25 protein-coding genes are annotated in these 25,407 nt (G+C 61.5%); 14 read left to right on the top strand and 11 right to left on the bottom strand.

What is annotated here, in order from left to right:
* Nucleotides 1–23 precede the first annotated feature (23 nt).
* Both ABD903_RS21375 and pheS read right to left on the bottom strand, forming a co-directional pair.
* Complete coding sequence (locus ABD903_RS21375) at nt 24–899, bottom strand: 3-hydroxyacyl-CoA dehydrogenase family protein (protein ID WP_345227615.1); 876 nt, start codon at nt 897–899, stop codon at nt 24–26.
* Nucleotides 900–984: 85 nt separating this feature from the next.
* Nucleotides 985–2,025, bottom strand: a complete 1,041-nt coding sequence (gene pheS, locus ABD903_RS21380) for a phenylalanine--tRNA ligase subunit alpha (protein WP_345227617.1) — start codon at nt 2,023–2,025, stop codon at nt 985–987.
* 142 nt (nt 2,026–2,167) lie between these two features.
* Between pheS and ABD903_RS21385 the strand changes: the two genes are divergently transcribed.
* Together ABD903_RS21385 and ABD903_RS21390 are read left to right on the top strand one after the other, a co-directional pair.
* Nucleotides 2,168–2,500 (top strand): hypothetical protein, encoded by a 333-nt coding sequence (locus tag ABD903_RS21385; RefSeq protein ID WP_345227619.1) that lies wholly within the window; start codon nt 2,168–2,170, stop codon nt 2,498–2,500.
* A 238-nt stretch (nt 2,501–2,738) separates the two neighbouring features.
* The gene (locus tag ABD903_RS21390) at nt 2,739–3,155 is read left to right on the top strand and encodes a hypothetical protein (RefSeq protein ID WP_345227621.1); all 417 of its coding nucleotides are present in this window, start codon (nt 2,739–2,741) and stop codon (nt 3,153–3,155) included.
* Between the two features lie 96 nt (nt 3,156–3,251).
* On the opposite strand, the gene ABD903_RS21395 is transcribed toward ABD903_RS21390, so the two are convergent.
* Nucleotides 3,252–4,538 (bottom strand): M16 family metallopeptidase, encoded by a 1,287-nt coding sequence (locus tag ABD903_RS21395; RefSeq protein ID WP_345227622.1) that lies wholly within the window; start codon nt 4,536–4,538, stop codon nt 3,252–3,254.
* A 275-nt stretch (nt 4,539–4,813) separates the two neighbouring features.
* Here ABD903_RS21395 and ABD903_RS21400 point away from each other — a divergent pair, with 275 nt between their 5' ends.
* From ABD903_RS21400 to ABD903_RS21410, 3 genes are all read left to right on the top strand, one after another.
* Nucleotides 4,814–5,773: an FG-GAP repeat domain-containing protein gene (locus tag ABD903_RS21400; protein WP_345227624.1), complete on the top strand. Its 960-nt coding sequence runs from the start codon at nt 4,814–4,816 to the stop codon at nt 5,771–5,773.
* Nucleotides 5,752–6,129: a T9SS type A sorting domain-containing protein gene (locus ABD903_RS21405; protein ID WP_345227627.1), complete on the top strand. Its 378-nt coding sequence runs from the start codon at nt 5,752–5,754 to the stop codon at nt 6,127–6,129. Before ABD903_RS21400 ends, ABD903_RS21405 begins: the two co-directional genes overlap by 22 nt.
* A 90-nt stretch (nt 6,130–6,219) precedes the next feature.
* Nucleotides 6,220–6,690: a lipocalin family protein gene (locus ABD903_RS21410; protein ID WP_345227629.1), complete on the top strand. Its 471-nt coding sequence runs from the start codon at nt 6,220–6,222 to the stop codon at nt 6,688–6,690.
* A 197-nt stretch (nt 6,691–6,887) separates the two neighbouring features.
* Here ABD903_RS21410 and ABD903_RS21415 read toward each other — a convergent pair whose 3' ends face one another.
* A complete protein-coding gene (locus tag ABD903_RS21415; RefSeq protein ID WP_345227631.1) occupies nt 6,888–8,357 on the bottom strand; it encodes an ArnT family glycosyltransferase in 1,470 nt (489 codons plus the stop codon).
* Between the two features lie 60 nt (nt 8,358–8,417).
* On the bottom strand, nt 8,418–9,926 hold the full coding sequence (locus ABD903_RS21420) for an ArnT family glycosyltransferase (RefSeq protein ID WP_345227633.1): 1,509 nt from the start codon (nt 9,924–9,926) through the stop codon (nt 8,418–8,420).
* A gap of 273 nt (nt 9,927–10,199) precedes the next feature.
* On the opposite strand from ABD903_RS21420, the gene ABD903_RS21425 reads away from it, so the two are divergent.
* The 4 genes from ABD903_RS21425 (at nt 10,200) to ytxJ (ending at nt 13,379) form a co-directional block, all read left to right on the top strand.
* Entirely contained in the window at nt 10,200–12,179 is a 1,980-nt protein-coding gene (locus ABD903_RS21425; RefSeq protein WP_345227635.1) for an alpha-ketoacid dehydrogenase subunit alpha/beta, read from the top strand.
* Between the two features lie 108 nt (nt 12,180–12,287).
* On the top strand, nt 12,288–12,635 hold the full coding sequence (locus ABD903_RS21430; protein WP_345227636.1) for a hypothetical protein: 348 nt from the start codon (nt 12,288–12,290) through the stop codon (nt 12,633–12,635).
* A gap of 73 nt (nt 12,636–12,708) precedes the next feature.
* Nucleotides 12,709–13,041, top strand: coding sequence for a hypothetical protein (locus ABD903_RS21435; protein WP_345227638.1), 333 nt, complete (start codon nt 12,709–12,711; stop codon nt 13,039–13,041).
* A complete protein-coding gene (ytxJ, locus tag ABD903_RS21440) occupies nt 13,041–13,379 on the top strand; it encodes a bacillithiol system redox-active protein YtxJ (protein ID WP_345227639.1) in 339 nt (112 codons plus the stop codon). The genes ABD903_RS21435 and ytxJ overlap by 1 nt, the downstream gene beginning before the upstream one ends.
* Before the next feature lie 90 nt (nt 13,380–13,469).
* Here the strand turns inward: ytxJ and ABD903_RS21445 are convergent, their stop codons facing one another.
* Nucleotides 13,470–13,877 (bottom strand): OsmC family protein, encoded by a 408-nt coding sequence (locus ABD903_RS21445; RefSeq protein WP_345227640.1) that lies wholly within the window; start codon nt 13,875–13,877, stop codon nt 13,470–13,472.
* Nucleotides 13,878–13,984: 107 nt separating this feature from the next.
* Between ABD903_RS21445 and ABD903_RS21450 the strand changes: the two genes are divergently transcribed.
* A complete protein-coding gene (locus ABD903_RS21450; protein WP_345227642.1) occupies nt 13,985–14,767 on the top strand; it encodes a hypothetical protein in 783 nt (260 codons plus the stop codon).
* Between the two features lie 162 nt (nt 14,768–14,929).
* Nucleotides 14,930–15,823 carry a lipoyl synthase gene (gene lipA / locus ABD903_RS21455; protein ID WP_345228112.1) on the top strand — a complete coding sequence of 298 codons (894 nt, stop codon included), beginning with the start codon at nt 14,930–14,932 and terminating at the stop codon, nt 15,821–15,823.
* A gap of 82 nt (nt 15,824–15,905) precedes the next feature.
* Here lipA and ABD903_RS21460 read toward each other — a convergent pair whose 3' ends face one another.
* Nucleotides 15,906–17,747 carry a hypothetical protein gene (locus tag ABD903_RS21460; protein WP_345227643.1) on the bottom strand — a complete coding sequence of 614 codons (1,842 nt, stop codon included), beginning with the start codon at nt 17,745–17,747 and terminating at the stop codon, nt 15,906–15,908.
* A gap of 258 nt (nt 17,748–18,005) precedes the next feature.
* Nucleotides 18,006–18,611: a DUF4136 domain-containing protein gene (locus tag ABD903_RS21465; RefSeq protein WP_345227645.1), complete on the bottom strand. Its 606-nt coding sequence runs from the start codon at nt 18,609–18,611 to the stop codon at nt 18,006–18,008.
* Nucleotides 18,612–18,813: 202 nt separating this feature from the next.
* On the opposite strand from ABD903_RS21465, the gene ABD903_RS21470 reads away from it, so the two are divergent.
* Both ABD903_RS21470 and ABD903_RS21475 read left to right on the top strand, forming a co-directional pair.
* Entirely contained in the window at nt 18,814–19,098 is a 285-nt protein-coding gene (locus ABD903_RS21470; RefSeq protein WP_345227647.1) for an SH3 domain-containing protein, read from the top strand.
* A gap of 87 nt (nt 19,099–19,185) precedes the next feature.
* On the top strand, nt 19,186–19,482 hold the full coding sequence (locus tag ABD903_RS21475) for a hypothetical protein (protein ID WP_345227649.1): 297 nt from the start codon (nt 19,186–19,188) through the stop codon (nt 19,480–19,482).
* Between the two features lie 96 nt (nt 19,483–19,578).
* On the opposite strand, the gene gcvP is transcribed toward ABD903_RS21475, so the two are convergent.
* Entirely contained in the window at nt 19,579–22,491 is a 2,913-nt protein-coding gene (gcvP, locus tag ABD903_RS21480) for an aminomethyl-transferring glycine dehydrogenase (RefSeq protein ID WP_345227651.1), read from the bottom strand.
* A 425-nt stretch (nt 22,492–22,916) separates the two neighbouring features.
* Here gcvP and ABD903_RS21485 point away from each other — a divergent pair, with 425 nt between their 5' ends.
* Nucleotides 22,917–24,143 (top strand): NAD(P)-dependent oxidoreductase, encoded by a 1,227-nt coding sequence (locus ABD903_RS21485; RefSeq protein ID WP_345227653.1) that lies wholly within the window; start codon nt 22,917–22,919, stop codon nt 24,141–24,143.
* Nucleotides 24,144–24,231: 88 nt separating this feature from the next.
* Here ABD903_RS21485 and ABD903_RS21490 read toward each other — a convergent pair whose 3' ends face one another.
* Both ABD903_RS21490 and ABD903_RS21495 read right to left on the bottom strand, forming a co-directional pair.
* Nucleotides 24,232–24,651 carry a hypothetical protein gene (locus ABD903_RS21490; RefSeq protein ID WP_345227655.1) on the bottom strand — a complete coding sequence of 140 codons (420 nt, stop codon included), beginning with the start codon at nt 24,649–24,651 and terminating at the stop codon, nt 24,232–24,234.
* A gap of 111 nt (nt 24,652–24,762) precedes the next feature.
* Nucleotides 24,763–25,344, bottom strand: a complete 582-nt coding sequence (locus tag ABD903_RS21495; protein ID WP_345227656.1) for a hypothetical protein — start codon at nt 25,342–25,344, stop codon at nt 24,763–24,765.
* Nucleotides 25,345–25,407 lie beyond the last annotated feature (63 nt).

The following is a 25,407-nucleotide window of genomic DNA, read 5'->3' on the forward strand; positions in this document are numbered from 1 at the left end:
GCTACGGTTTCCGTTCGTAGCGCTTAGTATTGGTAGAACCCGCGGCCGGTTTTGCGGCCGTGGTGGCCGGCGTCTACTTTTTGCTGCTGCACGCGGCTGGGCCGGAACTTGGCATCGTAGTGGAAGGAGGCGTAAAGGGAGCTGGTAACGGCAAAGTTGGTGTCGATGCCGATGAGGTCCATGAGGCGGAACGGGCCCATGCGGAACCCGGCCGATTCCAACAGCTCGTCGACCACTTCCAGCGGGGCCACGCGCTCTTCCACGGCTTTTAGGCTTTCGACGTAGTAGTGCCGGGCCACGCGGTTCACGATGAAACCAGGCGCATCGGCGGCCAGTACGGGCGTTTTACCCAGCTTCAGGGCTAGCTCGCGTACCGCCTCGGTTACGGCTGGGGCAGTAGCCACGCCTGAAATAACCTCGACCAGCGGCATGAGCGGGGCGGGATTGAAAAAGTGCATGCCCACCACCCGCTCGGGGTGGGGCACGGGCGCGGCCAGTTGGGTAATGGGGAAGGTGCTAGTATTGGAGGCAATGATGGTTTGCGCGCCGTTGCAGGCGGCCAGATCCAGGAACAACTGGTGCTTCACGTCCATTTTCTCCACCACAGCCTCAATCACCAAGTCGGCGCACACCGATTCCAGCTCGTGGGTGAGCGTGAGGCGTTGCCGCGCTGCAGTGCGCTCCTCGTCCGTGAGGCGGCCTTTCTCCACCAGCTTGCCCAGACCGGCTTCAACGCTTTGCTGGGCCCGAAACAAGGTAGCTTGGTTGACATCGAAGAGCACCGTGGGAAAACCGGCCTGCAGACACAGCTGGGCAATGCCCGCGCCCATGGTGCCGGCGCCTACCACGGCTACCTTTTTGATTACGTACGAAGTGGAGGAGGACGTTTCCTGGGACATGGGAGCGGGATAAAACGGCGGCGGGGTGACGTTCTGTCGAAAATCACCCCGCCGCGAAGCTAGTTAGAATTGCCGGGCCCGAAGCCTAGTGAATGGCTTCGAACTGACGCAGAAAGCGCATGTCGTTTTGGGTGAACAAGCGCAGGTCTTTAATCTGGTACTTGAGCATGGTGGGACGCTCCAGGCCCATGCCGAAGGCAAAGCCGGAGTACCGCTCAGGGTCGATGCCGCAGTTGCGCAGCACGTTCGGATCGACCATGCCGCAGCCGAGGATTTCTACCCACCCGGTGTACTTGCAGATGTTGCAGCCCGCGCCTTTGCAGATCAGGCAGGAAATATCCACCTCGGCGCTGGGCTCGGTGAAGGGGAAATAAGAGGGGCGCATCCGCATCTTCACGTCGGCGCCGTAAAACTCCTGGGCGAAGTAGTAGATGGTTTGCTTGAGGTCGGCGAAGCTTACTTTTTCGTCGATGTACAGGCCCTCAATTTGGTGAAACACCATGTGGGCGCGGGCCGAAATGGCCTCGTTGCGGTACACGCGGCCCGGCATGATGCTGCGGATGGGCGGCTTCTGGCTCTGCATCAGGCGTACCTGCACGGTGCTGGTGTGGGTGCGCAGCAGGCGGTTCTGCTCCTCCCCGGCCGCGGGCGGCAGGAAGAACGTGTCCTGCATTTCGCGGGCCGGGTGGTTTTCGGCGAAGTTCAGGGCCGAGAAGTTGTGCCAGTCGTCCTCAATTTCCGGGCCCTCGGCTACATTAAAGCCAATACGGGCGAAAATGCGCACGATTTCGTCGCGGGTGAGGCTCAGGGGGTGACGCGTGCCCAGGGCGCCGGGAACGGGCGGCAGGGTGTAGTCGTAGCCGGGGTCGGCGGGCAGGCTGCTGGCTTCTTCCTCGAGCTGCTGGCGGCGCTGGTCGAACTTGTCCTGCGCCAGCTGCTTGAGGGCGTTGAGCTGCTGGCCCACGGCCTTGCGCTGCTCGGGCGCCACGGTTTTAAGCTGGTCGAACAAGTCGGCAATGCGGCCTTTGCGGCCGGTGTAGGCAATGCGAAACTGGTCGAGCTGGGGCGCCGTGGCCACGTCGTAGGCTTCAATCTCCTGCTGGAGCTGCTGAATCGTATCCTGCATAACGGGAGCAAAGGTAATCCGATGGTGCGGGAAGTACGGCCGCTCCGGTTCAGCCATTTTACGGAAACTCTCAGCCTTAATTCGCTTGGCTCACGTATGAGGGTGACCTGCCTTTAGCGGTACCACCTTCATCATCAATGCCATGACGCGTTTCCTACTTCCGTTGCTGTTGCTCACAGCAGGTATTCTTGCCGATTTTTCTGCCCAGGCCCAAACCCGCAAGCGCCGTCCTTCCAGCCATTACGCCACCACCCGGGCCAAGTACGGCCCCGATGGCAACGGCCAGAAGCTGGCTCCCGGCATGCGGTTGGGCATGCCCATGCCCCTCACCACCGATTACATGGGCCGGCCCATCAAGCCAAAAAATAAGCTGACTTCGACGCCGGTAACGGCCAAGCGTACCACGGCTACTTCCATGAGCTCGGGCTCGAACGGGGGCAAAGCCACAAAATCATCGGGCCGGAAACGCCGGTAATAACAAAAAAACCGCTCCGTAAACGTCCCAATATTTTGGGCGTTTACGGAGCGGTTTTTCCTTTTAAACGCGGCCTATTTCGCTGATTTTGCCTGCTTTTGAAACCAGTATCTTTTTACGCGAAACCTTATATATAGTGTGTTTATAATTGATTAGCAAGAACTTATGTGACCGGATTTGCGGTTTGCTCGTACACATCGTGGTATTTCATTAACCCACCTCCTGACGTACTCGCTCCATGAAACGGTTAACTTTTCTCGCACTGTTGATGGGCCTTAGCTATACAGCCGCCCACGCCCAGACAGCCACCAAAAAAACCACCAAGTCGACGACGACCAAGGCTGCCAAGGCTGACGACGGCTGGGGACCGGTAACCGAAACGCCCGCTCCGGCGCCTAAAACCGAACAGGCAACGACAGCACCTGCCCAAGCGCAGTCGCAGAACAGCGGCGCCGATGCTGGCTCGGCTGGTGGCTGGGATGGTGCATACGGCAGCAATGCCAGTACCCCTAGCCGTGTAGAAGGCATGAGCGTGGCGCCTGGTTCGCCCCTGTTGCCCTCCACCCGCAGCCGCTCCGATTACATGGGCCGCCCCATTAAGTACAAGCCCTCCACGCGCCCCCGCAGCCAGGATTACAGCAACGGCATTCAGTAGCCGCCTGCGGTACTACAACTAAAAGCCCCCGCTTCTCAAACCGGTTACCGGCACGCGAGGCGGGGGCTTTGCTGTAAGCCGAAGCCGATGGGACGCTTACACGGTGGCCGCCTCCAGGTCGGCGGTTTCGGAGGGAGTGGCTTGCTGCGGGCGGGCCTGGTAGTACAGCGTTGAGCAGTTATCGGGGCGCAATACTTCGCGGGCAGCTTCCAGCAACGAAGCCGGAGTAACGGCCTGTACGCGGGCGCTTTCCTGGTTAATCAGGTTTGGGTCGCCGATGAGCTTGTAGTAAGCCAGGTTCATGGCGCGGTTCAGCAGCTCCACTTCGCTGAACACAATGCTGGCTTCGGCCTGATTTTTTACTTTTTCCAGCTCGTCGGCGGCCACTTCGGTTTGAGCTAATTCGGCCACTACGGCGGCCACGGCCGCATCGGCGTCGGCGAGGCTTACGCCGGGATTCAGCTTACCGCTGATAACGAGCAGGCCCGGCTCGAGGGAGCCGCTCACCGAGGCCGAAATACCGTTAAACAGCGGTTGATCCTTCACCAGCCGCTGGTACAGGCGCGACGACTTGCCGCGGCCCAGCACGTCGCTCAGTAGGTCGGCGGCGAAGTAGGCATCGTCGGCGCGACCGGGCATGTGGTACACTTTGTACAGGGCGCTCAGCGGAACGTCGGCCTCCAACTGCATAAAGCGGGGCTCGGTTTGGCGGGGCTCGGCGGGCAGTTGCCGCTCGTAGCGGGTGCCGGCCTCAATGGGCTCAAACCACTTTTCGGCCAGGCGTTTGGCTTCCTCGAAAGCCACGGCCCCAGCCACCACCAAAATGGCATTCGAAGGCGAGTAGTGCTTAGCGAAAAAGTCGCGCACCTGCTGCATGGAGGCGTTTTCGATGTGGCTGATTTCCTTGCCAATGGTGGCCCAGCGGTACGGGTGCTGCTGGTAGGCAAGGGGACGCAGATTCAGCCACACGTCGCCGTAGGGCTGGTTGAGGTAGGTTTGCTTAAACTCTTCCACCACCACTTTGCGCTGCACCTCCAGGCCATTGTCGGAAAACGCGAGGCTCAGCATGCGGTCGGATTCCAGCCAGAAACCGGTTTCAATGTTGGCGGCCGGCAGGGTGAGGTAGTAGTTGGTAATGTCGGGCGAGGTGAAGGCGTTGTTTTCGCCGCCCACCAGCTGCAGGGGCTCGTCGTAGCTGGGAATGTTCACCGAGCCCGAGAACATGAGGTGCTCAAACAAGTGCGCGAAACCCGTGTGTTCGGGGTCTTCGTCGCGGGAGCCTACGTTGTAGAGCACGTTCAGTACGGCCATGGGCTGCGTGAAGTCTTCGTGCACGATGCAGCGCAGGCCGTTGGCGAGGGTGAATTCCTGGAAGTGTATCATCGGATGCGAAAAGGCAGGAGGGAATGTATTGGGGTACAACCTACGAAACGGGTGGCAGGTTCGGCGAAAATCTGGCTTGTCAACCATTTCGTGATACTAGCAATCATGCAACATGACTTAACTTTAGCGTGATGAAACAACTTCTACTTTATTCAATTTTTGGTGCATTGATACCGGCTTCAGGAGCCATTGCACAAATCGGTCCGCCTGCCTTTCGCCTCCAAGCGGGTGCCGTCATAACCCTGCCAGCCGGGGCTTCTCCCAGCGCCCTGGCCGTGGCTGACTTCAACCGGGACTTCCGCCTGGACGTGGCCGTGTGCGAGCAAGGCCGCGATGCCGTGTCAGTGTGGCTGCAGAGCCCGGCGGGCGCCTTCCCCACCCCCTACGCCTCCTTCCCAACGGGGGCGTCGCCCACCGGTCTGGTGGCCGTGGCGCTGGGCTCGCGCCTGCTCCGCCCGGCCGTCGACCTGGTGGCCCTCAGCGGGCCGGGAAGTGAATGGACGTTGCTGCGCAGTGACCTGGCCCCCCAACCCAGCTACACGCGCACCACGCGTCCTTTCGGCACCGGCTCGCCCGCGCCCAGCCCCCAGCTGGTGGCCGCCTACATCAACAACAACGACCAGGTTGATTTTGCCTATTCGTACGATACCCCCTTCGCCCCGCACCGCTCCGTGAGCTGGGAGCAGCACGACGGCCAAGGCAATATTCCGCCCAATTCGGGCAGCTACTTTAATCCCGGGTACGCTCCACGGGGCGTTGCCCTCGAAGATTTCAACCGCGACGGCCGCCGCGACGTATTGACAACCAACCCGGTCGGCAGCACCTTCACCGTGGCCTGGGCCTCGCCGGGTGTGCCCTCCACCGTCTGGTGGAGCGACCCTGGTTCCCGGGTGCAGTTGCCGAGCGGGGGCGTGACGCCCTCGTGCGCGGCCGCCGGCGACGTGAACCTGGACGGGCTGCCCGACGCGGTGGTGGGCCACACCGGCAGCGCCAACGTGGTGATGCACATCAACGACGGCAACCGCGCCTTCGTCTCGCCCACCAGCTACGCCCTCTCGGGCGCCCCCACCCAGGTGCTGCTGGCCGACCTGAACGGCGACACCCGCAACGAGCTGCTGGTGCTCACCGCCGACCACCAGCTGCAGGTATTCCTGCACACGGGCATTACCGGCTTCGCCCGCTACGGTACGCCCCTGCGTTTCCCCGCCGGCACATGCCGGTGGCCCTGCAGCTAGGCGACGTGGACGGCGACTTCGTGCAAGATGTGGTGGTGGCCTGCGCCGGCGACCATACCGTGCGCGTGTTCCTCAACCGCAGCATGGCCCAGCCCACGGCCACCCGCCCCGCCCAACTCGCCGGCCTAGACGTGTACCCCAACCCGGCGGCCGACCGCCTGACCGTGCAGCGCCCGACCGGCACGCGCGGCCCGCTCGCCGCCACCCTGCGCGACGCTTTAGGGCGGGCTGTGCTGCGCTTTGCCGTGCCGGAGGCGGCCACTACGGTTCCCGTCGGCGAGTTGCCCCGCGGCGTGTACGTGCTGCAGGTCAACGGCCCGGCCGGCACCGCCACTCAGCGGGTGGTGCTGCACTAAACTGCTGTACCGGCCCCTGCCCCAAAGCCCACCCCGTTGCAAGGGCTTTGGACACTGCATGTATTTTCATAAAATTTAGCGTTTTGCCCAATGCCGCCTTTCCACTTTTCCCGCTTGTTGCTCGTGCTTGTTTCGGTTCTGGCCCTTGGGTGTGCCGACCAAAAAAAGGAGGACCCCGCGCCGGTGACCCCCTCACCCGTGGTGCCCCCGCTCCCCCGCCTCGCGGGCACGTGGGAGTTGACCAAGCAAGTAGTAACCGACTTTAAACCGGACGGCACAGTGGCCTCCAGCACCACTACCGACACGTACGTGGCTAACGGGCAGATCTGGCGTTACGTTTTCCGCGCGGACGGCCGCTTTGAATACTCCTACAACGGCCAAACGGGGCGGACAGGCACCTATACCTACACGGCCACGAGCTTGGTGCAAACCAACGCCCCCGGTTACACACCGACCACCACGTTTGCTATCCAGCGGTTGGCCGACACGGAACTGGTGCTCATGGTCGGCTCCCGCACCACGACGGGTCGGGAGTCCGTCACCACCTGGGCCAAGCGCTAGCCCCTCCGTTCCGGCACGCACCTGCAGCGTGCTTGTTGCAGTCAGTGGTAAGCAATGTTCAGCGTTGGGGGTTGCCCGTGCTGGGACATCAGCCAGAGCCCAGTTTTACAGCAGTATACCGCCAATAGCCCCCGTTATCTGAGTCCTTTCCTGAAAAAGAGAGGTTGCTGGTAATTGGTAGTTTGGTAGAAACAACCTTACCGCCGCTGCACCAGCCGCAGGGTTACGCAGGAATCGGTTTGCAGCAGCACTTGCGTTTCGTAGCGTTGCGTCCAGGGTTTGCGGGCCTCGGCGCCGCAGGCCACTACCACGGTAGCGGGCTCCAGGGAACCGGCTTCCCAGGGCGCGGCGCGGCCGATGTCGTGGCCCAATTCTAGCTGGGCAGCGGTACGGTAAAACTCGGGGCTGTCGTTGAACTCGTTACCGCGCAGCAAGGTGTACGTGCGCAGTTCGGGCAGCGCGGTAACCTGGGCCCGCAGGTGCTGGCCGTACAGCAAGGCTGCCACCGTGTAGCGCCGCTGGTGTAACTCGCGCAGATGAGCGAGACGGTCGGCGAAGGGGCCAGCGGCAACCAGGAGCACCAGCAGCAGCACGATAACGGGGCGGAGCTGCCACTGGTACTGCGCCGAAACCGCCTGGGCGGCCCAGGTGATACCCGCTCCGGCCAGCAATGCCAGCAGCGGATAAATGGGCGCATCGTACCAGGAAAGCTTGGTGCTGGCCAATGACAATATCAGCAGGTGGCTGCCTGCTACGCAGGCGGCGCCGCGTACCAGCAACTGCGCCGGGGAAGGTGGCGTGTTGCGGCGCCAGGCCAGTGCTACGGCCAGTATAGCCGCCGCCAGCCAGGGAGGAAAGTTGTATTCAAGCAAACGGCCTATGTACCAAACGGGGGAGTGCCCGTTGTTTTCCAGGCCTTCGGTAGCCATGCTTAGCTCGTACTGCATTACGGCGGCCAGGTAGCCCGGTGCTATGGCTTCGCGCAGGCCATACCAACCTATTAGGGCCACGACAGCTAAGCCCCCCGCCAGCCACGGAGCGGGGTTACGCAGGCGGTGCCAGTTGCCGGTAGCCCAGGCCGCCAGCAACAATCCGGGCCCGGGCAATGCACCGGCTATGCCTTTGGTGAGCAGCGCCAGTGCAAAGGCCAGACCGGTGAGCCAAGCCCACTTGCCGCGGCCGGTACGCAGATACGTTAGCCAGCACAGCGTGCCCAGGGTGGTCCAGAGCGTGAGCATGGCATCGAAGTCGCCGGAGCGGGCCACGTGCAGCGACGTAAAACCGCCAGCCGTAACCAGAATCAGACCTGCCAACAGGCCAGCTGCAGGGCTGCCCAGTGCGCGGCGGCCGGCGGCATATACGGCCATTACCGTAGCCAGCGCGGCCAAAGCAGAGGGCAGGCGCAGTGCGAATTCGGTGGGGCCGAGCGTGGCAAAGCTGAGGCTGAGCGCCCACAAGTGCAGCGGCGGCTTGGAGTTCCACAGGTCTGGCTCGCCTTGGTAGCGCATCACCAGCCAGTCGCGGTGCAAGAGGGTTTCCAACGCATTTATGCCCGTTCGGCATTCGTCCCACTGCTGGACTGGCAAGCTGCCTAGCTTCCAGAACAACAAAAAGCCGGCGGCACCCAGCAACAGCAACGGGGCCAAGAAATGCGTCAGACGGGGCACAAGGGAAACAATTAAGGCTAGCCGGGCTAAGCTACTACATGCGCACCGAATCGGCGGCGCCTACTTGGCCAACTTGGGCTGGGGTAACGCTCGATAACCGGGCTTCGATAGCAGCCGCAACGTTGCGCAGGAGTCGGTGCGGAACAACACCCGGGTGTTCCAGCCTTGCTGCCACTGCGCCTGTGCCCGCCGCCCGCAGGCCGCTACCACCCGCCCTGCCGGCTGCTCCGATATAATGGAATAGTTCACTGCATCGGCTTGGTGGGCATGGCGCCGGGCGGCCAGCAAGCGGTAAAAAACGTACTGCGGCGCGTAGCCGCGGTTGGTTACCACCCCGTAGTGACGGACCTGGGGCAGGGCGTGAGCCTGCTGTTCTATATGCCGTCCGGTAAGGGCCGGTAGCTTGCTCTGCTCGTGAGCAATAAGGGCCGAGGCGTAGCGCAGGCGTTTTACGTACGGCACAGCAACTATGAGGAGCACTGCCGGCCAGGCCAGCCAGCCCGGAAAGCCGCCTCCAAACCGCTGAGCAATACGTTGCAAGCCCAGCGCCGCCCCCAAAACCAACAACGGGTAAACCGGCGCGCTGTACCATTCCAGCTTAGTGGGCACGAGGGTAAGTACCAAGAGCAGACCCAAGGGAACGAACAATGTAAACCAAGCCAGCAGCCACGGGCGGCTTTCGCGCGGTTGCCGTAGGCCTATGGCCCAGCCCACCACGGTTGGCAGCAACCACCAATAGTACTGCCGCCGCATCAGCATGCTGAAATAGAAGTGCAGCGGCTCCACGTGCCCTTCAATGGCCTCGCTAGCCCGGCCGTACAGCTCGTTGCGCCATACCGCCGCCAAGTAGCCCGGCTCGGCCCACTCACGCAGGCCGTACCAACCCAGAACGCCTAATGCCACTAGCGCCACGGCCTGCCACACAGCAGGTCGAAGCAGGTAAGATGCCCGGCCCGCTACCAGCGTAAAGAGCAGCAAACCCGGTAGCATGAGCAAGCCTGCTATACCTTTGGTTAGCACCGCCAACAGCACGAAAACGCCCGTTAGCCGCGCTGCGCCGGGGCGGCCGGTGGCTAGGTAATCGAGCCAGTAAAAGCTGAACAGGGTAGTCCAGAGGATAAGCAGGGCCTCGTAGTCGGCGGTAAGGGTCACGTGCTCCATGGCGTAACCGGGGGTGCTGAGCAGCATCAGGCCCGCTGCCAATCCGGCCACCGAAGTGCCCAGCCAGCGGCGGCCCCAGATGTACACCACCAAAACCGTAGCCAGTACTGCCAGGGCCGTGGGTACCCGCAGGCTGGTTAACGATGCCCCAAGGCCCTGCATGCTCAGGACTTGCAGCCAGATGAGCAGCGGCGGTTTGTTGTTCCACAAATCGGTGTGGCCGCTGTACTGCGTAACCAGCAAGTTGCCCGAAGCCAGCATTTCCAGCGCATTCACACCCAGCCGCGACTCGTCCCACAGGCGCAAAGGCAACTCGCCCAGCCTACGGAATACGCTTAGCCAGCATGCGCCCAGCAGTAGTGCCACAGCAGCAATAGAAGGCAGCAAGCGTTTAGTGGGCAGCGGCACGAAAGGGGGATGCAGTAACGAAGGTAAAAAGCGGGTAGTCGGCGGTGGAAACAGCCGTTGCGGGCTGAACGCCATAAGTCCGAACTAAAGGCGGCCCGAAGCTACCATAACCCTGGAAAAGCCGAGGGCTACAAGAGCGAAGCCGCCGCGACTGGTCTGCCGCCAAGCACCGTGAAGCCTTAGGGCTTTGGGCAGAAGGATAGGGAAACCCCTCGGCCCTTTCGCCCAACCTTCTACCTTTGCCGCCACCTTTCCCCGAATACCTTCCACCCGATGCAATTCGACCGCAAAGACTACTCAAACGACGACCTGCTGCGCCTCTACGAAGGCCTTGTAAAGCCGCGCATGATCGAAGAAAAAATGCTCATTCTGCTGCGCCAAGGCAAGGTGAGCAAGTGGTTTTCGGGCATTGGGCAGGAAGCCATTTCGGTGGGCAGCACCTTGGCCCTACACCCCGACGAGTACATTCTGCCCCTCCACCGCAACCTGGGCGTATTTACCAGCCGCCAGTTGCCGCTCGATCAGCTGTTTGCACAGTGGCAGGGCAAGAAAACCGGCTTCACCAAGGGCCGCGACCGTAGCTTCCACTTCGGCACGAACGAGCACCACATTGTGGGCATGATCAGCCACCTGGGTCCGCAACTGGCCGTGGCCGATGGCATTGCCCTGGCTAGCAAGCTGGAAAACGAGGGTAAAATAACCGTGGTGTACTCCGGCGACGGCGGCGCTTCGGAAGGTGACTTCCACGAGGGCCTGAACGTGGCCGCCGTGTGGCAGCTGCCCGTTATTTTCATCGTCGAAAACAACGGCTACGGCCTGAGCACGCCCTCCAACGAGCAGTTCCGCCACGGCTCGTTTACCAACAAAGGCCCGGCCTATGGCATGGAAGCCGTGCAGGTAGACGGCAACAACGTGCTGGAAGTGTACGACACCGTGCGCCGCCTCGCCGAGGATATGCGCCAAAACCCGCGCCCCGTGCTGCTGGAGGCCCTCACGTTCCGCATGCGCGGCCACGAGGAAGCTTCGGGCACCAAGTACGTACCGCAGGAACTGTTCGACGAATGGGGGCAGAAAGACCCGGTGGAAAACTTCGAGCGGTACTTGCTGGAACAGGGCGTGCTCGATGAGGAAGCCAAGCAGCGCTACCGCCGCACCATCAAAGACGAAATCGATGAGGCCTGGCGCGTGGTGTTCGACACGCCCGAAGTAACGGCCGACACCGCCGAGGAAGTGGCCGACATGTACCGCCCCTTCACCGCCCCTGACCAAACGCCCGCGCCCGACGCGCCCACGACCGAGCGCCGCTACGTGGATGCCATTTCCGACGGCCTGCGCCAGAGCATGGAGCGTTACCCCAACCTCGTGCTCATGGGCCAGGACATTGCCGAGTACGGCGGCGTGTTCAAGATTACCGACGGCTTCGTGCAGCAGTTTGGTAAGGGCCGCGTGCGCAACACCCCGCTCTGCGAATCGGCCATTGTGGGCACGGGCTTGGGCCTGAGCATCAAAGGCAAAAAAGCCATGGTGGAAATGCAGTTCGCCGATTTCGTGACCTGCGGCTTCAACCAGATTGTGAACAACCTCGCCAAAAGCCATTACCGCTGGGGCCAGAACGCCGATGTGGTGGTGCGCATGCCCACCGGCGCCGGTTCGGCCGCCGGGCCTTTCCACTCGCAGTCGAACGAAGCGTGGTTTGTGCACACGCCCGGCCTGAAAGTGGTGTATCCCAGCACGCCCTACGATGCCAAGGGCCTGCTGGCCGCCGCCATCGAAGACCCCAACCCGGTTATCTATTTCGAACACAAGCTGCTGTACCGCTCCATTGCCGAGCAGGTGCCCACCGATTATTACACGGTGCCCATTGGTAAGGCCCGCACCGCCCGCGAGGGTTCCGAGCTGAGCATCATCACCTACGGCCTGGGCGTGCACTGGGCGCTTAAGCTGGCCGACGAAATGCAGCTCGATGCCGACATCGTTGACCTGCGCACGCTGCTGCCATGGGACCAGGAGGCCGTGCGCACCACCGTGGCCAAAACCGGCCGCGTAATTATCCTGCACGAAGACACGCTCACGGGCGGTATCGGCGGCGAAATCGGCGCCTGGATTGCCGAACATTGCTTTAGCCTGCTCGACGCGCCCATTCAGCGCGTGGCTTCCCTCGATTCGGCCATTCCGTTTGCGCCGCCGCTGGAAAAGAATTTTCTGGCCGATGCCCGCCTGCGCCAGTGCGTAGAAAAGCTGCTGGCGTACTAAACACGGCGTTGGGAGCGGGTTAAGCCGCGCTGCTATACGTTCAGTACCGCAAAGCCCGGAGCACATGTGCTCCGGGCTTTGTAATTTTCAGCTCCCATTGTCTTTGTCGTGGTCCAATACCTTGCTCCTTATTCGCTGCGCCGTTTAAGCTGGCACCTGCTGGTGCTGGTGCTGCTGCTAAGCCCGGCCATGAGCGGGTGCCGGCTGTTTCATCCGTACCGCATGCCCACGCCCAAAGGGCCGGTAATACCCAAGCAAAAGCGCAGCAAGAAAGCCGTAAACACCGATGCGGCTGCCGCCGACGGCTCCGATCTGAACGCCAGCAAGGAGCCAGCTAAAGTGCAGAAGAACAGCTACACTAAAAACGGCCTGCTGAAAAAGCCCAAGTACGAGCGCCGCCGCCTAAAGAAGAAAGTGGGGCAGCGTAAGTTTCTGGGTGTCACCTTGCCATGGTAAGCACCTGCATGCCCGAAGTCAAGGTTTTTTTCGTACAATAATCCTGCTTTTCCACTATCCTAAACTGCGGCCTATGTTCACTTTTATTCGCCTGGTCCTGATTGTGGCGCTGCTGTGGGCTACGGCTTCCGTGGCTGATGCGCAAATTGATTACCCGGGCTCGGCCAAGCGCGACGCCCGCAAAGCCCTGCGCGACGCCAAGAAATATCCTGCTTCGGAAGACTTGCGCCAGGCCCACCTGGCCGTGGATAAGCAGGCCCTGCGCCCCGGTGAAAGCGGCCAGCGCCTGCGGAACTCCCAAACCAAGCGCGACCGTTACCGTTTCGATAACACCGGCACCGCCCGCGTGAGTGACCCGTCGTACCAAACGGCGCGGCGCAAGAAGAAAACCCAACCGATTGAATAATGCAGTGGATTCCGCTTACCCAGCCTGAGCAGCTTACCGACATCGTGCGCGAGTCGTCGGAGCAACCCGTCGTTATTTTCAAGCACAGCACCTCCTGCTCCATCAGCGCCATGGCCAAAACGCGCCTGGAGCGCCAGTGGCCAGATGCCGACCTGGGACAGGTAAAAGCCTACTACCTCGATTTACTGCGTTACCGGCCCATTTCCAACGAAATAGCCAAGCAATTCGGCATCAACCACGAGTCGCCGCAGTTGCTGCTCATTCGCAACGGTGCTTGCCACTACAACGCCTCACACATGAGCATACAGCTCGGCGAAGTGAAGCGGCAGTTGCTCTAGCAACAGGCTTTTCTAAAAGGCGAAACGGCAGAGGGTTTTGAAGTTTTTCAAAACCCGCTGCCGTTTTTAACCCTTTGGCCAGTCGGCTGTTTAGCCCTCGTAAGTGAACTGAACCGTTTGCTTTATTTCCGGGTTCAAGCTCAAAGCCACCGGGCAGGTGCGGGCGGCGCGTTCCAGCAGGGCGCGCTTCTCGGTGGGCACTGAGCCGGGCAAACGGAACTCGATTTCGATTTCGGCAATGCGTCGCGGCTCGGCCGCCATGCGCTTGGTTACATCGAACGAAACTCCGGTTAAGTTTAGCGCGTGGCGCTCCGCTACGATGCCCATAATGGTCATCATGCAGGTACCCAACGCGGTGCTAACCAAATCCGTAGGTGAAAATGCTTCGCCGCGGCCGTGGTTATCCACCGGCGCGTCGAACAAAACAGTGGTGCCCGAGGCAACATGGGTGGCTTCGGTACGCAAATGGCCGGCGTAACGGGCGGTGGCTGTGCTCATAAACTTAAGAAAACGTCAGACGGATGCGCTCAAAATTACGTACTTTCGATGAGGAGCCGCCCCACGGCTGTCCTGCTTCTTTTGCCCACTTCTTGCTTGCTGTTACCGTGCATACACGTACCCTGCTACTGGTTGCTTCATTGCTGGGGGCCGTGCTGGCCACCGCCCCTTCGGCTTCGGCGCAGGATGCGCCGGAAAGCCTGGGGTACGGCAAAGAACTTACATACGGCATCAATTTTAACTCGAACGCCGGCCTTATCGGGGGGGCCTCGGTACGCTCCACCCGCATGCTCAACGACCAATGGTCGCGGTTCTGGATGATTGAGGGCGTGGAGGTGAAACACCCCAAGGAACAACGGGTGGGCAACCCCAATACCGGCGGCATTTACGTGCAAGGCAAGAGCAACTACCTGTTTGTGGTGCGGCCCTCGTTTGGTGTGCAGCGAATTATTTTCCGCAAAGCACCCGAGTCGGGCGTGCAAATCAGCGCCATTGCGGGCGGAGGTCCTTCCGTGGGCCTGCTGATGCCCTACTACATTTACTACGACTACACCGAACCCGCCACTCGCCCCAACGCCGGCCCCGACGACATTCGGGCCGAGCAGTACGACCCCAGCAAGCACTTTTCGTCTCGCATCTACGACCGGGCACCGTTGTTTCAGGGCGTGAGCGAAACCAAGCCCAACATTGGAGCCCACGCCCGGGGCGCCTTTAACTTCGAGTACGGCCGCTACCGCGACGCCGTAGCCGGGCTGGAAGCCGGTGTGCTGGTGGAAGCCTTCACCAACCCGCTTACCGTTTTGCGCGACCAGGGTATTTCCGACGCGAAACTGAACGACCAGGTATTTACCTCGGTTTACCTGACGCTGTACATCGGGCACCGCAACTAACCAGCATTCGACCGGTTTTTATGGGGCTGCACGCCGGCAACGGTGGTGGGCCCCATTTTTGTGCCGGGGCCTGACTGCTGGGGGCCGCCGGAGCAGCCGTTTTGCCCCGCCCTTTTCGTGAAATCCACCCCGCCAGATACTACCTTTGTAGCCATGGACGAAATCCTGATGTTACCCGTCATTCAGCCCCAGGCAGCGGCTCCGGCCAAACCGCGCAAGCCCGACTGGCTGCGCGTGAAGCTGCCCGTGGGCCCGGCTTACGCCAACGTGCGCAAGCTGGTGGATGAGCACAAGCTGCATACCATTTGCGAAAGCGGCAACTGCCCGAACATGGGTGAGTGTTGGGGTGCCGGTACGGCCACGTTTATGATTCTGGGCAACGTGTGTACGCGCTCCTGCTCGTTCTGCGCCGTGGCCACGGGCCGCCCAAATGAATACGACCTCGACGAGCCCCGCCGCGTGGCCGAAGCCATTAAGCTGATGGGGGTGAAGCACGCCGTTATTACTTCCGTAAACCGCGACGAGCTGAAAGACCGCGGCGCCAGCGTGTGGTACGAAACCGTGGTGCAAACCAAGCAGCTTTCGCCCACCACCACCATCGAAACCCTAATTCCCGACGTGAAGGCCAACTGGGCCGCGCTCGATACCATGATTGCCGGCGGCCAGGAAGTGGTGTCGCACAACATGGAAACCGTGGGCAGCCTGTACCGCTTGGTGCGTCCGCAAGCCAAGTACGACCGCAGCCTGGAGCAAATTCGCCGCACCAAGGAAGCCGGCCGCCGCACCAAGTCGGGCATTATGCTGGGCTTGGGCGAAACCAAGGACGAGATGTACCAGGCCATGGACGACCTGGCCGCCAACGGCCTCGACATTCTGACGCTGGGCCAGTACCTGCAGCCCACCAAGCGCCACATTGAGGTAGCCGAGTTCATACACCCCGATTTGTTCGCCCACTACAAGGAAGAAGGCTTGCGGCGCGGCCTGAAGTACGTAGAAAGCGGCCCGCTGGTGCGCAGCTCCTACCACGCCGAGCGGCACGTAAACGTGCCAATTTAATCGGCACCGCAGTCAGTATACATCAAACAAAAAGCCCGCCCCCGTATTCAGGGGCGGGCTTTTCGTTTTGAGGTAAAGCAGCCTAGTGCTCCAACCGAATGGTTTGCTGGCCAGTGGCCGTACGCAGACGCAGCAAATAGGGGCCGACTGGCAGCGCAGCCATTTCCGTGAGGGTTACGCGCTGCCGCTGGCCGGTTAGCTCCACCGCTTGCTGCCGCACGGTGCGTCCCAGAGCGTCGAGCAGTTCCAGGGTGGCGGTACCACGGCGACTGGTGGTTAGCTCCACCGTCAGTATCGACCCAAACGGCACGGGCCAGGCCGTCAGGTTCAGGTTCCCTTTACGAGTGGCTCGGGTGTTAAGCACCGTAAATTCGTAGGCGCCCAGGTCGGGGGTAGCCAGATTGCGGGCGCTGCGGGTTATGTCGGTACCGATACCGGTTACGGGCGTGCCTTGGTTGTCGAGCAGCGCGTTGGTAGGCTGCAGCGTTGTGAGCGAAGCAAAAGCCGGGTCCAGGCTCAGGGAGTTGGCATCTTGGTTGGTCGTGGCACGCCAGGCCGCGAGGGTGGCAAAGTCGCCGGCGCTGGTGCGGCCCACAAAGCCGTTAGCGGGGTTGGCAATGTGGAGGTCGTTGTAGTTGGTGGAGGAGCTGGAAGAGCCGAAAGCCGTGCCCGCCAGAAATACGGCGAAGTGCTTGGCTACTCCCGTTTGCGCACCGGTAGCGTTTACCAGCACATTGTTGCGCAGGGTTACCGTGCCGCCGGTGCTGCTGGTGCCCGCGTACTCATAAGCCGAGCTCGACAGTGCCGGCGACGCACTGGCGTCGATGCGCACCGTGTTGTGGGCCAGGGTCAGCTCGTTGCCCGCTATGCCGCTATTCAATACGTTAATTCCTCTGATGAGCCGCAGGTTGGTTTCATTCCCCACAAAGTCACGCGTGAGGCTGTGCACTTCGTTGTTGTACACGCTCACCGTGCTGGGTACCGTGGCGCCAGTGTTGGGCATGGCTACGTACAGGCCGTACACGATGCCGCCCGTAGAAGTAGAGGCGGGGTTCAGAAAGCGCAAACCGCTAATTCGGTTGCCGTACAGCAGGCTGGCATCGGTAGCATCGCCCATGGGGTTGATGTAGAAAATGCCGTATACGGGCGAGCCGGTGCTCGTGGCGCCGCGCACCGTGTTGTGGTGGATACGGTTCCCGCGCAGGTTTTCCAACCGCATGGCATACACCACGGTGCTGCCGCCGCCAATGTCGCCGGCCGTGCCGTTGCCAATGGTAACATTGCCCACTTCGGTGTTCAGTTCGGGCAGCAGAAACCCCTGGCCTATCACCCACAGGCCGTTGTAGGTGTTGCTGATGGTAAGGTTCAGGTAGCGGTTGTTGCGGTTACAGCCCGAGGTGTCGGCGGGCGTAATGCCACCGTAGGCCGTTACGCTCGACTGCACCACCGCTATGGACGCCGGATTGGCCCGGTTCAGGGTAATGGTAGCGTTCTGCACCGTTACATTGCGGGAACCGTTGGTAGCCGAGGCATTGCGGATACGGAAACCGTAAGAAGGCCCCAGACCCACGGCCCGCACATCAATTCCGTCGAAATTCAGGAAGTCGGCACCCGCTACATCTACGGCGGCCAGGCCGCTTGAGCACTCGATAACGGGGTTGGTGCCCGTACCGGCTCGGCGGAACGTAACCCCTTCGCCGCGGGCGCCGGCGGTGGTAATAGCCGGCAGCGTTTCGATGAACGTTTGGCCCGTTGCCACTTCAAACGTTACCGGAGCCTGCACTCCTACCTGATTGAGCTGCTGAATGGCCGCCGTGAAGCTGGTAAAATTGGTAGCACTGGCGGGCAGGGCCGCATTTATGGTGTACGTGCCGCCTAGTGCTGTGGTATTGGCCGGGGTATACGCCTCACGGGGCCTGCTCATTGCGGGCTGCTCACCGACAGTGCCAATAGAGCCTGATTCAGTAAAAAGAACCGGTTTGGCACTGGCCGTTAAGGGTACAAGCGCCACTAAAAGAGGCAGCCAATGGCACTGCAGGGGTAAGCGTGGTAACATGCGCCAAGATTCAGGTAAATGAAACGGCAGCAAATTACGCTTTCCAGCCCCGACGAGTACGGCGGCTAAACAACAACGCCCGGCCAAACCGGCCGGGCGCTGTAAAACGGGGTGTGCAATGCCGGGTTAACGGCGGGCCGTGTTGTCGCTGGGCGGGTAGTCGCCCAGTACACCGGCCACGATGCGGTTTACCTCGGTTTCCGAAATGGTCTGGTCGCCAACCTGGCTCTGGCCGTAGCCGCGCCACACCAGCTCTTTGCGCTTGGCATCCACAATGTCGATGATGATGTTACCGGCTTTGTAGTCCATAACCTGGTACGGGCGGTTTAATGCCGCACCGTAGCCATAGTACCAAAACGGGTAGCCGTAAGGGCCGTAAGGCGTTTGGTTCGCACGTTGTTTGTCTTCTACGCGGGCGCTGTAAGCCACAAACACATCGGGGCTCTTCTCCACTTTCGTGAAGCCCTTGCGCACCATTTCGGCCTCTACCGCCGTGCGCATGCGCTTGTCGAAAAACGAGTTATAACCCTTAGCCGGACCGCCTTCGGCATCGGTCGGCTGATCGGGGTACCAGCTCCACGTTTTGTAAGCGCGGAAGTTGGTTGCATGGTCGAAATCGGAAGAAACGCCCACACGGGGCACCGAGGCGCAGCCAGCTGCGCCAAACAGCAAGCTCAAACCTACAGCAACCAACGCGGCCGGGCGAGCTAAAAAACGAGTGAGTGCTTTCATGGAAAGGTACAGTTTAGAAAAGGGCCATCGGCAGCATGCTGCGCCAACCGGCTTAGGCCCCGCAGATAATAAACACACCGCTACTGGCCTCCGTTCCACCAAATATGATTATGGCTTACTGCTTGAAAAAATAAAAGACAATCCGGTTTTGGATTAATACATTTGACTATTCATATTCCGTACTGACATTCTTTCTCCATTCATGAAGCACCTTCTTTGGATAATGCTGCTATGCTCGGCCTGCGCCACGTCGCGCGACGACGTAGCCGTTATTCCATCTTTGAAACGAACTGTGGTCGAGCGGACCGCTGATAAACAATGCGGCCTGTACGTACAAGCCTCCACGCAATCGGAAATGCTGGCCACCGTGGACAGCGGCACCCGCGTACAGGTCCTGGATTCAGTGAATCAATACTTTGTAAAGGCTCGGCTGAACAAGGACGGCAAAAGCGTTACTGGTTTCATGTACCGGGCCTGTCTGCAGTAAGGAAAAGAGAATTTAAGGTTGTGAAACTGTAAAAAACCGCCCCAATGCCTGCGGTTTTTTAGTACCTTTTCCGCACACTCCACTCCTATGTACAAATATTTACTGCTCCTCGCGGTTAGCGCCCTCGCCGGTTGCAGCGCTGCCAAAGACGACGCTGCGTCGGGTAACCGACCAAACCGCGCACCCGTCGCGCACAATACCGTGGTTGAATGCACGCTGTACGACGGCATGAAAAAAGAGTCGCCCCAACTCATGACCGTCGCTTCCGGTATGGAAGTGCAGGTGATGGACACGGTTGATGCGTATTTCGTGAAGGCACGCGTGACGGACCCGGCCGGTAAAACCCAGGTCGGATACATGTACCGCAACTGCTTTGGCCAGTAGGCGCCCTTTCCCTCTCCACCCTTTCACACCCCACCAAAAACGGCAACGCCCGGTACCTCACGGTACCGGGCGTTGTTAGTTAACAGGCGGCGCGGGCTAGTACGACGGGCCTTTGTCGGTGGGCACCAAATGCTCCTCCTGATCGGCGTACGCCTCGATGGGCGTGCAGGCGCAAATCAGGTTCCGGTCGCCAAAGGCCGAGTCGATGCGCGACACCGAGGGCCAGAACTTGTAGCGGCGGGCAAAGTCGGTGGGGTAAGCGGCCTGCTCGCGCGAATAGGGGCGCGTCCACTCTTCCTGCAGCAGCACAGCGGCGGTGTGCGGCGCGTGCTTCAGTAGGTTGTCCTTAGCATCAGCGCGGCCTTCTTCAATGGCGCGAATCTCTTCGCGAATCTTGATCAGGGCCTCGCAGAAACGGTCCAGTTCCTCCTTGCTTTCCGACTCGGTGGGTTCCACCATCAGCGTGCCCGCCACCGGGAACGACACGGTGGGTGCGTGGTAGCCGTAGTCCATCAGGCGCTTGGCAATGTCCTCTACTTCAATGCCGGCCTTCTTGAACTGGCGGCAGTCGAGAATCATTTCGTGGGCGCAGCGGCCGTGACGACCGGTGTACAGCACCGGGTAATGGCCTTCCAAACGAGCCTTGATGTAGTTGGCGTTCAGAATAGCCGTTTCAGTGGCCGCCTTCAGCCCTTCGCCGCCCATCATGTTGATGTAAGCGTACGAGATGGGCAGAATGCTGGCCGAGCCCCACGGAGCGGCCGATACCGCGCCTTCCTTGCGGCCGGTTTCCACCACCACGTGGCCGGGCAGGTACGGAGCCAAATCGGCTACTACGCCGATGGGCCCCACGCCGGGTCCGCCGCCGCCGTGCGGAATGCAGAACGTTTTGTGCAGGTTCAGGTGGCACACGTCGGCCCCAATGTTGGCCGGGGACGTAAGGCCCACCTGGGCGTTCATGTTGGCGCCGTCCATGTACACGCGGCCACCGTGCTCGTGAATCAGGTTGCAGATGTCGATGATGCTTTCCTCGTACACGCCGTGCGTGCTGGGGTAGGTCACCATCAGGCAGCTCAGGTTAGCGGAATGCTGCTCGGCTTTGGCCTTGAGGTCGTCGAGGTCGATTTCGCCTTGCTCGGTGCTCTTCACCACCACTACCTGCATGCCAGCCATTACGGCCGAAGCAGGGTTAGTGCCGTGGGCCGACGCCGGAATGAGGGCCACAGTGCGGTGATGGTCGCCGCGGGCTTCGTGGTAGGCTTTGATAACAAGCAGGCCGGCGTATTCGCCCTGCGCACCTGAGTTGGGCTGCAAGGAAACGGCGTCGAAACCGGTTACCTCGCACAGCCAGGCTTCCAGGTCCTCAAAAATTTGCTTATAACCCAACGTTTGGTCGAGCGGTGCGAAGGGGTGCAACTGGCCGATTTCGGGCCAGGTCACCGGAATCATCTCGGCCGTGGCATTCAGCTTCATGGTACACGAGCCGAGCGCAATCATGGAGTGCGTTAGGCTCAGGTCCTTGTTCTCCAGCTGCTTCATGTAGCGCAGCAGCTCGTGCTCGGCGTGGTGCGTGTTGAAGACCGGGTGCGTGAGGTATTCGCTGGTCCGGATCAGGCCCGTGGGCCAGTTCAGCTCGGCATCGGCAGGTGCTTTTTCAGCCGCAGCCGATTTACCCAGCACCTTACCAAACACGCTCAGGATATCGGCTACGTCCTGCGCGTCGGCTTTTTCGTGCAGCGAAATGCCCACGTTGCTCTGGCCGAAGTAGCGCAGGTTAATGCCCAGGGCTTCGGCTTCGCGGCGTACGGCAGCTTGCAGCTCGGCGCTTTCCAGCGTGAGGCTAACGGTATCGAAGTAGTATTCAGCCGACAGCTCCACACCCAAGCCTTTCAGACCGTCGCCTAACTGGCGGGCCAGCAGGTGCACGTTGGAAGCAATTTGCTTGAGGCGCTCCGGGCCGTGGTACACGGCGTACATGCCGGCAATAACCGACAGCAATACCTGCGCGGTGCAGATGTTGCTGGTGGCTTTTTCGCGGCGGATGTGCTGCTCACGGGTTTGCAGGGCCATGCGGTAGGCCTTGTTGCCGGTAGCGTCCACGCTCTGGCCGATGATGCGGCCGGGAATCACGCGCTTGTAAGCGTCTTTGGTGGCCAGGAAACCGGCGTGCGGGCCGCCGTAGCCGAGCGGCACCCCAAAGCGCTGCGAGTTGCCTACCACGGCATCGGCACCCATTTCGCCGGGGGCGGTGAGCAGGGTAAGGGCCAACAAGTCGGCGCCTACGACTACGAACTGGCCGTTGTCGTGGGCTTTCGCTATGAAATCGGTGTAGTCGAACACTTCGCCGTCAGCGGCGGGGTACTGCACCATGGCACCGAACAGGGTCTCGTCGGAGAGGTCGGCGGTACGGTGGTCACCAATAACTAGCTCGATACCCAGCGGGGTGGCGCGGGTGCGCAGCACGTCAATGGTTTGAGGCAGAACTTGGTCGGAAACGAAGTATTTGGAAGCGTTTTTCTTCTTGCTCAGGCCGTGAAACATGTTCAGGGCTTCGGCGGCGGCGGTGCCTTCGTCGAGCAAGCTGGCGTTGGCAATTTCAAGGCCGGTGAGGTCAATTACCATGGTTTGGTAGTTGATCAGGGCTTCGAGGCGACCTTGAGCAATTTCGGCCTGGTAGGGCGTGTAGGCCGTGTACCAACCGGGATTCTCCATGATGTTGCGCAGAATTACCGCCGGCAGTTGGGTGTCGTGGTAACCCAGGCCGATAAAGGAGCGGAACACCTTGTTCTGGCTGGCAATCTGCTTGAATTTCTGCAAAAACTGCCGCTCGGTGAGGGCGGCAGGCAGGTTCAACTCGCGCTTCAGCCGAATGCGGGGCGGCACGGTTTCGTTGATGAGCTGATCGACCGACTCAACGCCGATAACACGCAACATCTCGGCCACGGCCACCGCGTCAGGACCGTTGTGGCGGTCTACGAACACGTCGGCGGGCTTGAAGGACAACTTCATACAGAAAACGAATGGGTTGGCGGGAAATAGACCTCGGTAAGGCCCTAACAAAGGTAGGCCCAAAAAGACTTTTCCATAACCCATTTTCCTGGCAAAAAGTGCTGACGGAATGAAGCTCCCCTCCTCAGATGAGGAGGGGACGCGGCCACGCAGTGGACGCTGGGGTGGTTGACTGCCGTTGCTGATGTTGTTTACCTCGGTGCCGGCCTTGTTAAGCACGTCACACCTGAAGCTGGTTCGCTGCGCTCTGCACGACCAGTTGATATGAATGGGCTTACTATCTGGCGGCGCGGGCGAAAAACCACCCCAGCCGAGCCTCAAGGCACGGCATCCCCTCCTTTGATAAGGAGGGGAGCTGTCGTTCTGCCACCTCTTAAAATCGAAAAACCTAGATTTGCCGTTGCAGACCTTTCCCCGCTACTGCTATGAAATCCATTAAGCTAGGCCTTATTCGCGAAGGCAAAGTACCCGTTGACCGCCGCGTGCCCTTCACGCCCAAAAAGTGCGTGGAAGTGCAGCAAACCTGGCCGCACGTGCAGGTGGTGGTGCAAAGCAGCGACATCCGCAGCTACGCCGACCGGGAATTCAGCGACCTGGGCATAGCCGTGCAGCCCGACGTAGCCGACTGCGACATTCTGATGGGAGTGAAGGAGGTGCCCATAGCACAGCTGATTCCCAACAAGACCTACGTGTTCTTTTCGCACACCGTGAAAAAGCAGCCGGCCAACCGCGAATTGCTGCGCCAGGTACTGCAGAAAAACATCACGCTCATTGATTACGAAATGCTCACCAACGCCCGCGGTGAACGGATTGTGGCGTTTGGGCGCTGGGCGGGCATTGTGGGCGCTTACAACGGCCTGCTCACCTACGGCCGCAAGCACGGCCTCTACCAGCTCAAGCCCGCCTACCTCTGCACCGACCTCGACGACATGCAGGAGGAATACTTCAAGGTGAAAGCGCTGCCGCCCATTAAAATGGCCGTAACCGGCTCGGGCCGCGTGGCCCAGGGGGCCTTGGAGGTGCTCCAGAAAATGGGCCTGCGCCGGGTAAGCGTCTACGATTACCTCTACCTGGATTTCGACGAGCCGGTGTACACCCAGCTGTGCTCCTCCGACTACAACCGCCGCCGCGACGGCCGCGTGTGGGACACGCCCGATTTCCACCGCCACCCCGAGCACTACGAGTCCACGTTCGGCAAGTACTTGCCCGTAACCGACCTGCTCATTGCCTGCGCCTACTGGCACCCCTCGGCCCCCAGGCTCTTTACCGAAGCCGATACGCGCCGCCCCGATTTCCGCATCAACACCATTGCCGACGTAACCTGCGACGTGGACGGCTCCATTCCCACCACCAAGCGCAGCACCAGCATTCCAGACCCCGCCTTCGATTACAACCCCGCCACCGGCGAGCTGGAAGCCGCTTACAGCCGGCCGACTAACATAACCGTTATGGCCGTGGACAACCTGCCCTGCGAGCTGCCCCGTAACGCCTCCCGCGACTTCGGCCGCCAGCTCATCGACAACGTGTTTCCGCACTTATTCGGCGAAGATCCGCAGGGTGTAATCGAGCGGGCCACCATTGCCCGGGCCGGGCAGCTCACCTCGCGCTACGCGTATTTGCAGGACTACGTGGGCCAGGAAGTGCCGGCCTAGCGCCCCCGCTCCGCCCCTAAAAACGCAACAGCAGGCCCGCCGCACGGCGGGCCTGCTGTTGCGTTTTTAGGCCGTATCCTGGCCGGGCTTAGGCCGGCAGCGTATTGCGGTGGGCGGCCACCTGGGCTTTGTCTTCGTTGATGACGGCGGTGCGGCTCTGGATTTCGCGCAGCAGGCTTTGGGCCAGCACGGCGGGCACGCCGCCACGGGCGTCCTGCTGGGCCAGCACCTCGCCGCGGCGGTCGTCGGCGCGGCGCCGCTCGTTGGCGGCGCGCTTCTGCTCGGCGGTGCCGGCGGTGAGGGTGGGCAGGTAGGCGTCGAGGCTGGCAATGCGCTGGTTGAGGCCGGCTAATTCCTCGTTCAGCTCGGTGGCGCGCTCGGTGCCCACCTCGTCGCGGTACTCAAAGTTTTCTTCGCGGTTGCTGAGCAGGCGCAGGCGCTTGTCCAGCTCCTCGGTCACGGCGTCGCACTGGGGGCGGGTTAGCAATAGGGTTACGTCGAGCGGCATACTACAAAAGGGTTAAGTGGTTGATGGTTGAAACACGCCCTCAACGCCGCCAGGTGGATGTATTGTATAATCACTATGGAAAAATATTACGGCGCCCGGCCGGCCGGGCGCTCAGGCCCCGGCAGCCCGCAGCGCGTCGAGGGCGTCGGCCTCGGCCAGCAGCAGGCGGCAGCGCAGCGCCAGGTGGGCGCGGGCCAGCGGACCGGGGCGCGGGGCCAGGGCGGCGGCCGTGGACGCTTCCAGGCCCGCCAGCCAGGCCGCGTCGGCCGCGGGCAGCGGGGTGGGTGCCGCCGCCAGGGCCCCGCGCAGGGCGGCCAGGCCCTGGCAGCGGCGCAGCAGGGCGGCATCCTGCAGGCCCAGGGTATCGAGCTGAAACTGCAGCCGCCGGGCCAGGTAGCGGCAGCGGCGGGCGCGGCGGCGCAGCTGCTCGGCCTCCTGGGCGGCGGCCCCGGCCGGGGCGGGCGGCGCGGGCGGGGTTTCGGCAGGGGGCAGGGCGGCGGTCGGAAGCAGGTCGGCCAAACGCGCCAGCCGGGCCTCGGCCGCCGCCGAAAACCGCCGCTTGCCCGCCTCCACGGCAATTACCTGCCGCGTGGTGAGGCCCAGCCAGCGGGCCAGCTCGGCCTGGCTCAGGGCGAAGTGGCGGCGCACGGACGCGGCCGTGGTGGGCGAGTACGAGGTGGGCGTACGAAGCATGGTAGCGGGGCGGGGCCGCCGGCAGCGGCGGCCCGTTGGGTAAGGTAACGGCGGCCACCCCGG

It is taken from the genome of Hymenobacter koreensis (assembly GCF_039541855.1).
GTDB classification, from domain to species: Bacteria; Bacteroidota; Bacteroidia; order Cytophagales; family Hymenobacteraceae; genus Solirubrum; species Solirubrum koreensis.

Bases quoted from the DNA above. Each gene is read 5' to 3' on its own strand.
- ABD903_RS21445 (WP_345227640.1), bottom strand. From the start codon at position 13,877: ATGAGCACAGCCACCGCCCGTTACGCCGGCCATTTGCGTACCGAAGCC.
- ABD903_RS21485 (WP_345227653.1), top strand. From the start codon at position 22,917: ATGAAATCCATTAAGCTAGGCCTTATTCGCGAAGGCAAAGTACCCGTT.
- ABD903_RS21405 (WP_345227627.1), top strand. From the start codon at position 5,752: ATGCCGGTGGCCCTGCAGCTAGGCGACGTGGACGGCGACTTCGTGCAA.
- ABD903_RS21390 (WP_345227621.1), top strand. From the start codon at position 2,739: ATGAAACGGTTAACTTTTCTCGCACTGTTGATGGGCCTTAGCTATACA.
- ABD903_RS21470 (WP_345227647.1), top strand. From the start codon at position 18,814: ATGAAGCACCTTCTTTGGATAATGCTGCTATGCTCGGCCTGCGCCACG.
- ABD903_RS21395 (WP_345227622.1), bottom strand. From the start codon at position 4,538: ATGATACACTTCCAGGAATTCACCCTCGCCAACGGCCTGCGCTGCATC.
- ytxJ (WP_345227639.1), top strand. From the start codon at position 13,041: ATGCAGTGGATTCCGCTTACCCAGCCTGAGCAGCTTACCGACATCGTG.
- ABD903_RS21490 (WP_345227655.1), bottom strand. From the start codon at position 24,651: ATGCCGCTCGACGTAACCCTATTGCTAACCCGCCCCCAGTGCGACGCC.
- gcvP (WP_345227651.1), bottom strand. From the start codon at position 22,491: ATGAAGTTGTCCTTCAAGCCCGCCGACGTGTTCGTAGACCGCCACAAC.
- ABD903_RS21460 (WP_345227643.1), bottom strand. From the start codon at position 17,747: ATGAGCAGGCCCCGTGAGGCGTATACCCCGGCCAATACCACAGCACTA.
- ABD903_RS21425 (WP_345227635.1), top strand. From the start codon at position 10,200: ATGCAATTCGACCGCAAAGACTACTCAAACGACGACCTGCTGCGCCTC.
- ABD903_RS21475 (WP_345227649.1), top strand. From the start codon at position 19,186: ATGTACAAATATTTACTGCTCCTCGCGGTTAGCGCCCTCGCCGGTTGC.
- ABD903_RS21385 (WP_345227619.1), top strand. From the start codon at position 2,168: ATGACGCGTTTCCTACTTCCGTTGCTGTTGCTCACAGCAGGTATTCTT.
- ABD903_RS21375 (WP_345227615.1), bottom strand. From the start codon at position 899: ATGTCCCAGGAAACGTCCTCCTCCACTTCGTACGTAATCAAAAAGGTA.
- ABD903_RS21465 (WP_345227645.1), bottom strand. From the start codon at position 18,611: ATGAAAGCACTCACTCGTTTTTTAGCTCGCCCGGCCGCGTTGGTTGCT.
- ABD903_RS21435 (WP_345227638.1), top strand. From the start codon at position 12,709: ATGTTCACTTTTATTCGCCTGGTCCTGATTGTGGCGCTGCTGTGGGCT.
- ABD903_RS21495 (WP_345227656.1), bottom strand. From the start codon at position 25,344: ATGCTTCGTACGCCCACCTCGTACTCGCCCACCACGGCCGCGTCCGTG.
- pheS (WP_345227617.1), bottom strand. From the start codon at position 2,025: ATGCAGGATACGATTCAGCAGCTCCAGCAGGAGATTGAAGCCTACGAC.
- ABD903_RS21410 (WP_345227629.1), top strand. From the start codon at position 6,220: ATGCCGCCTTTCCACTTTTCCCGCTTGTTGCTCGTGCTTGTTTCGGTT.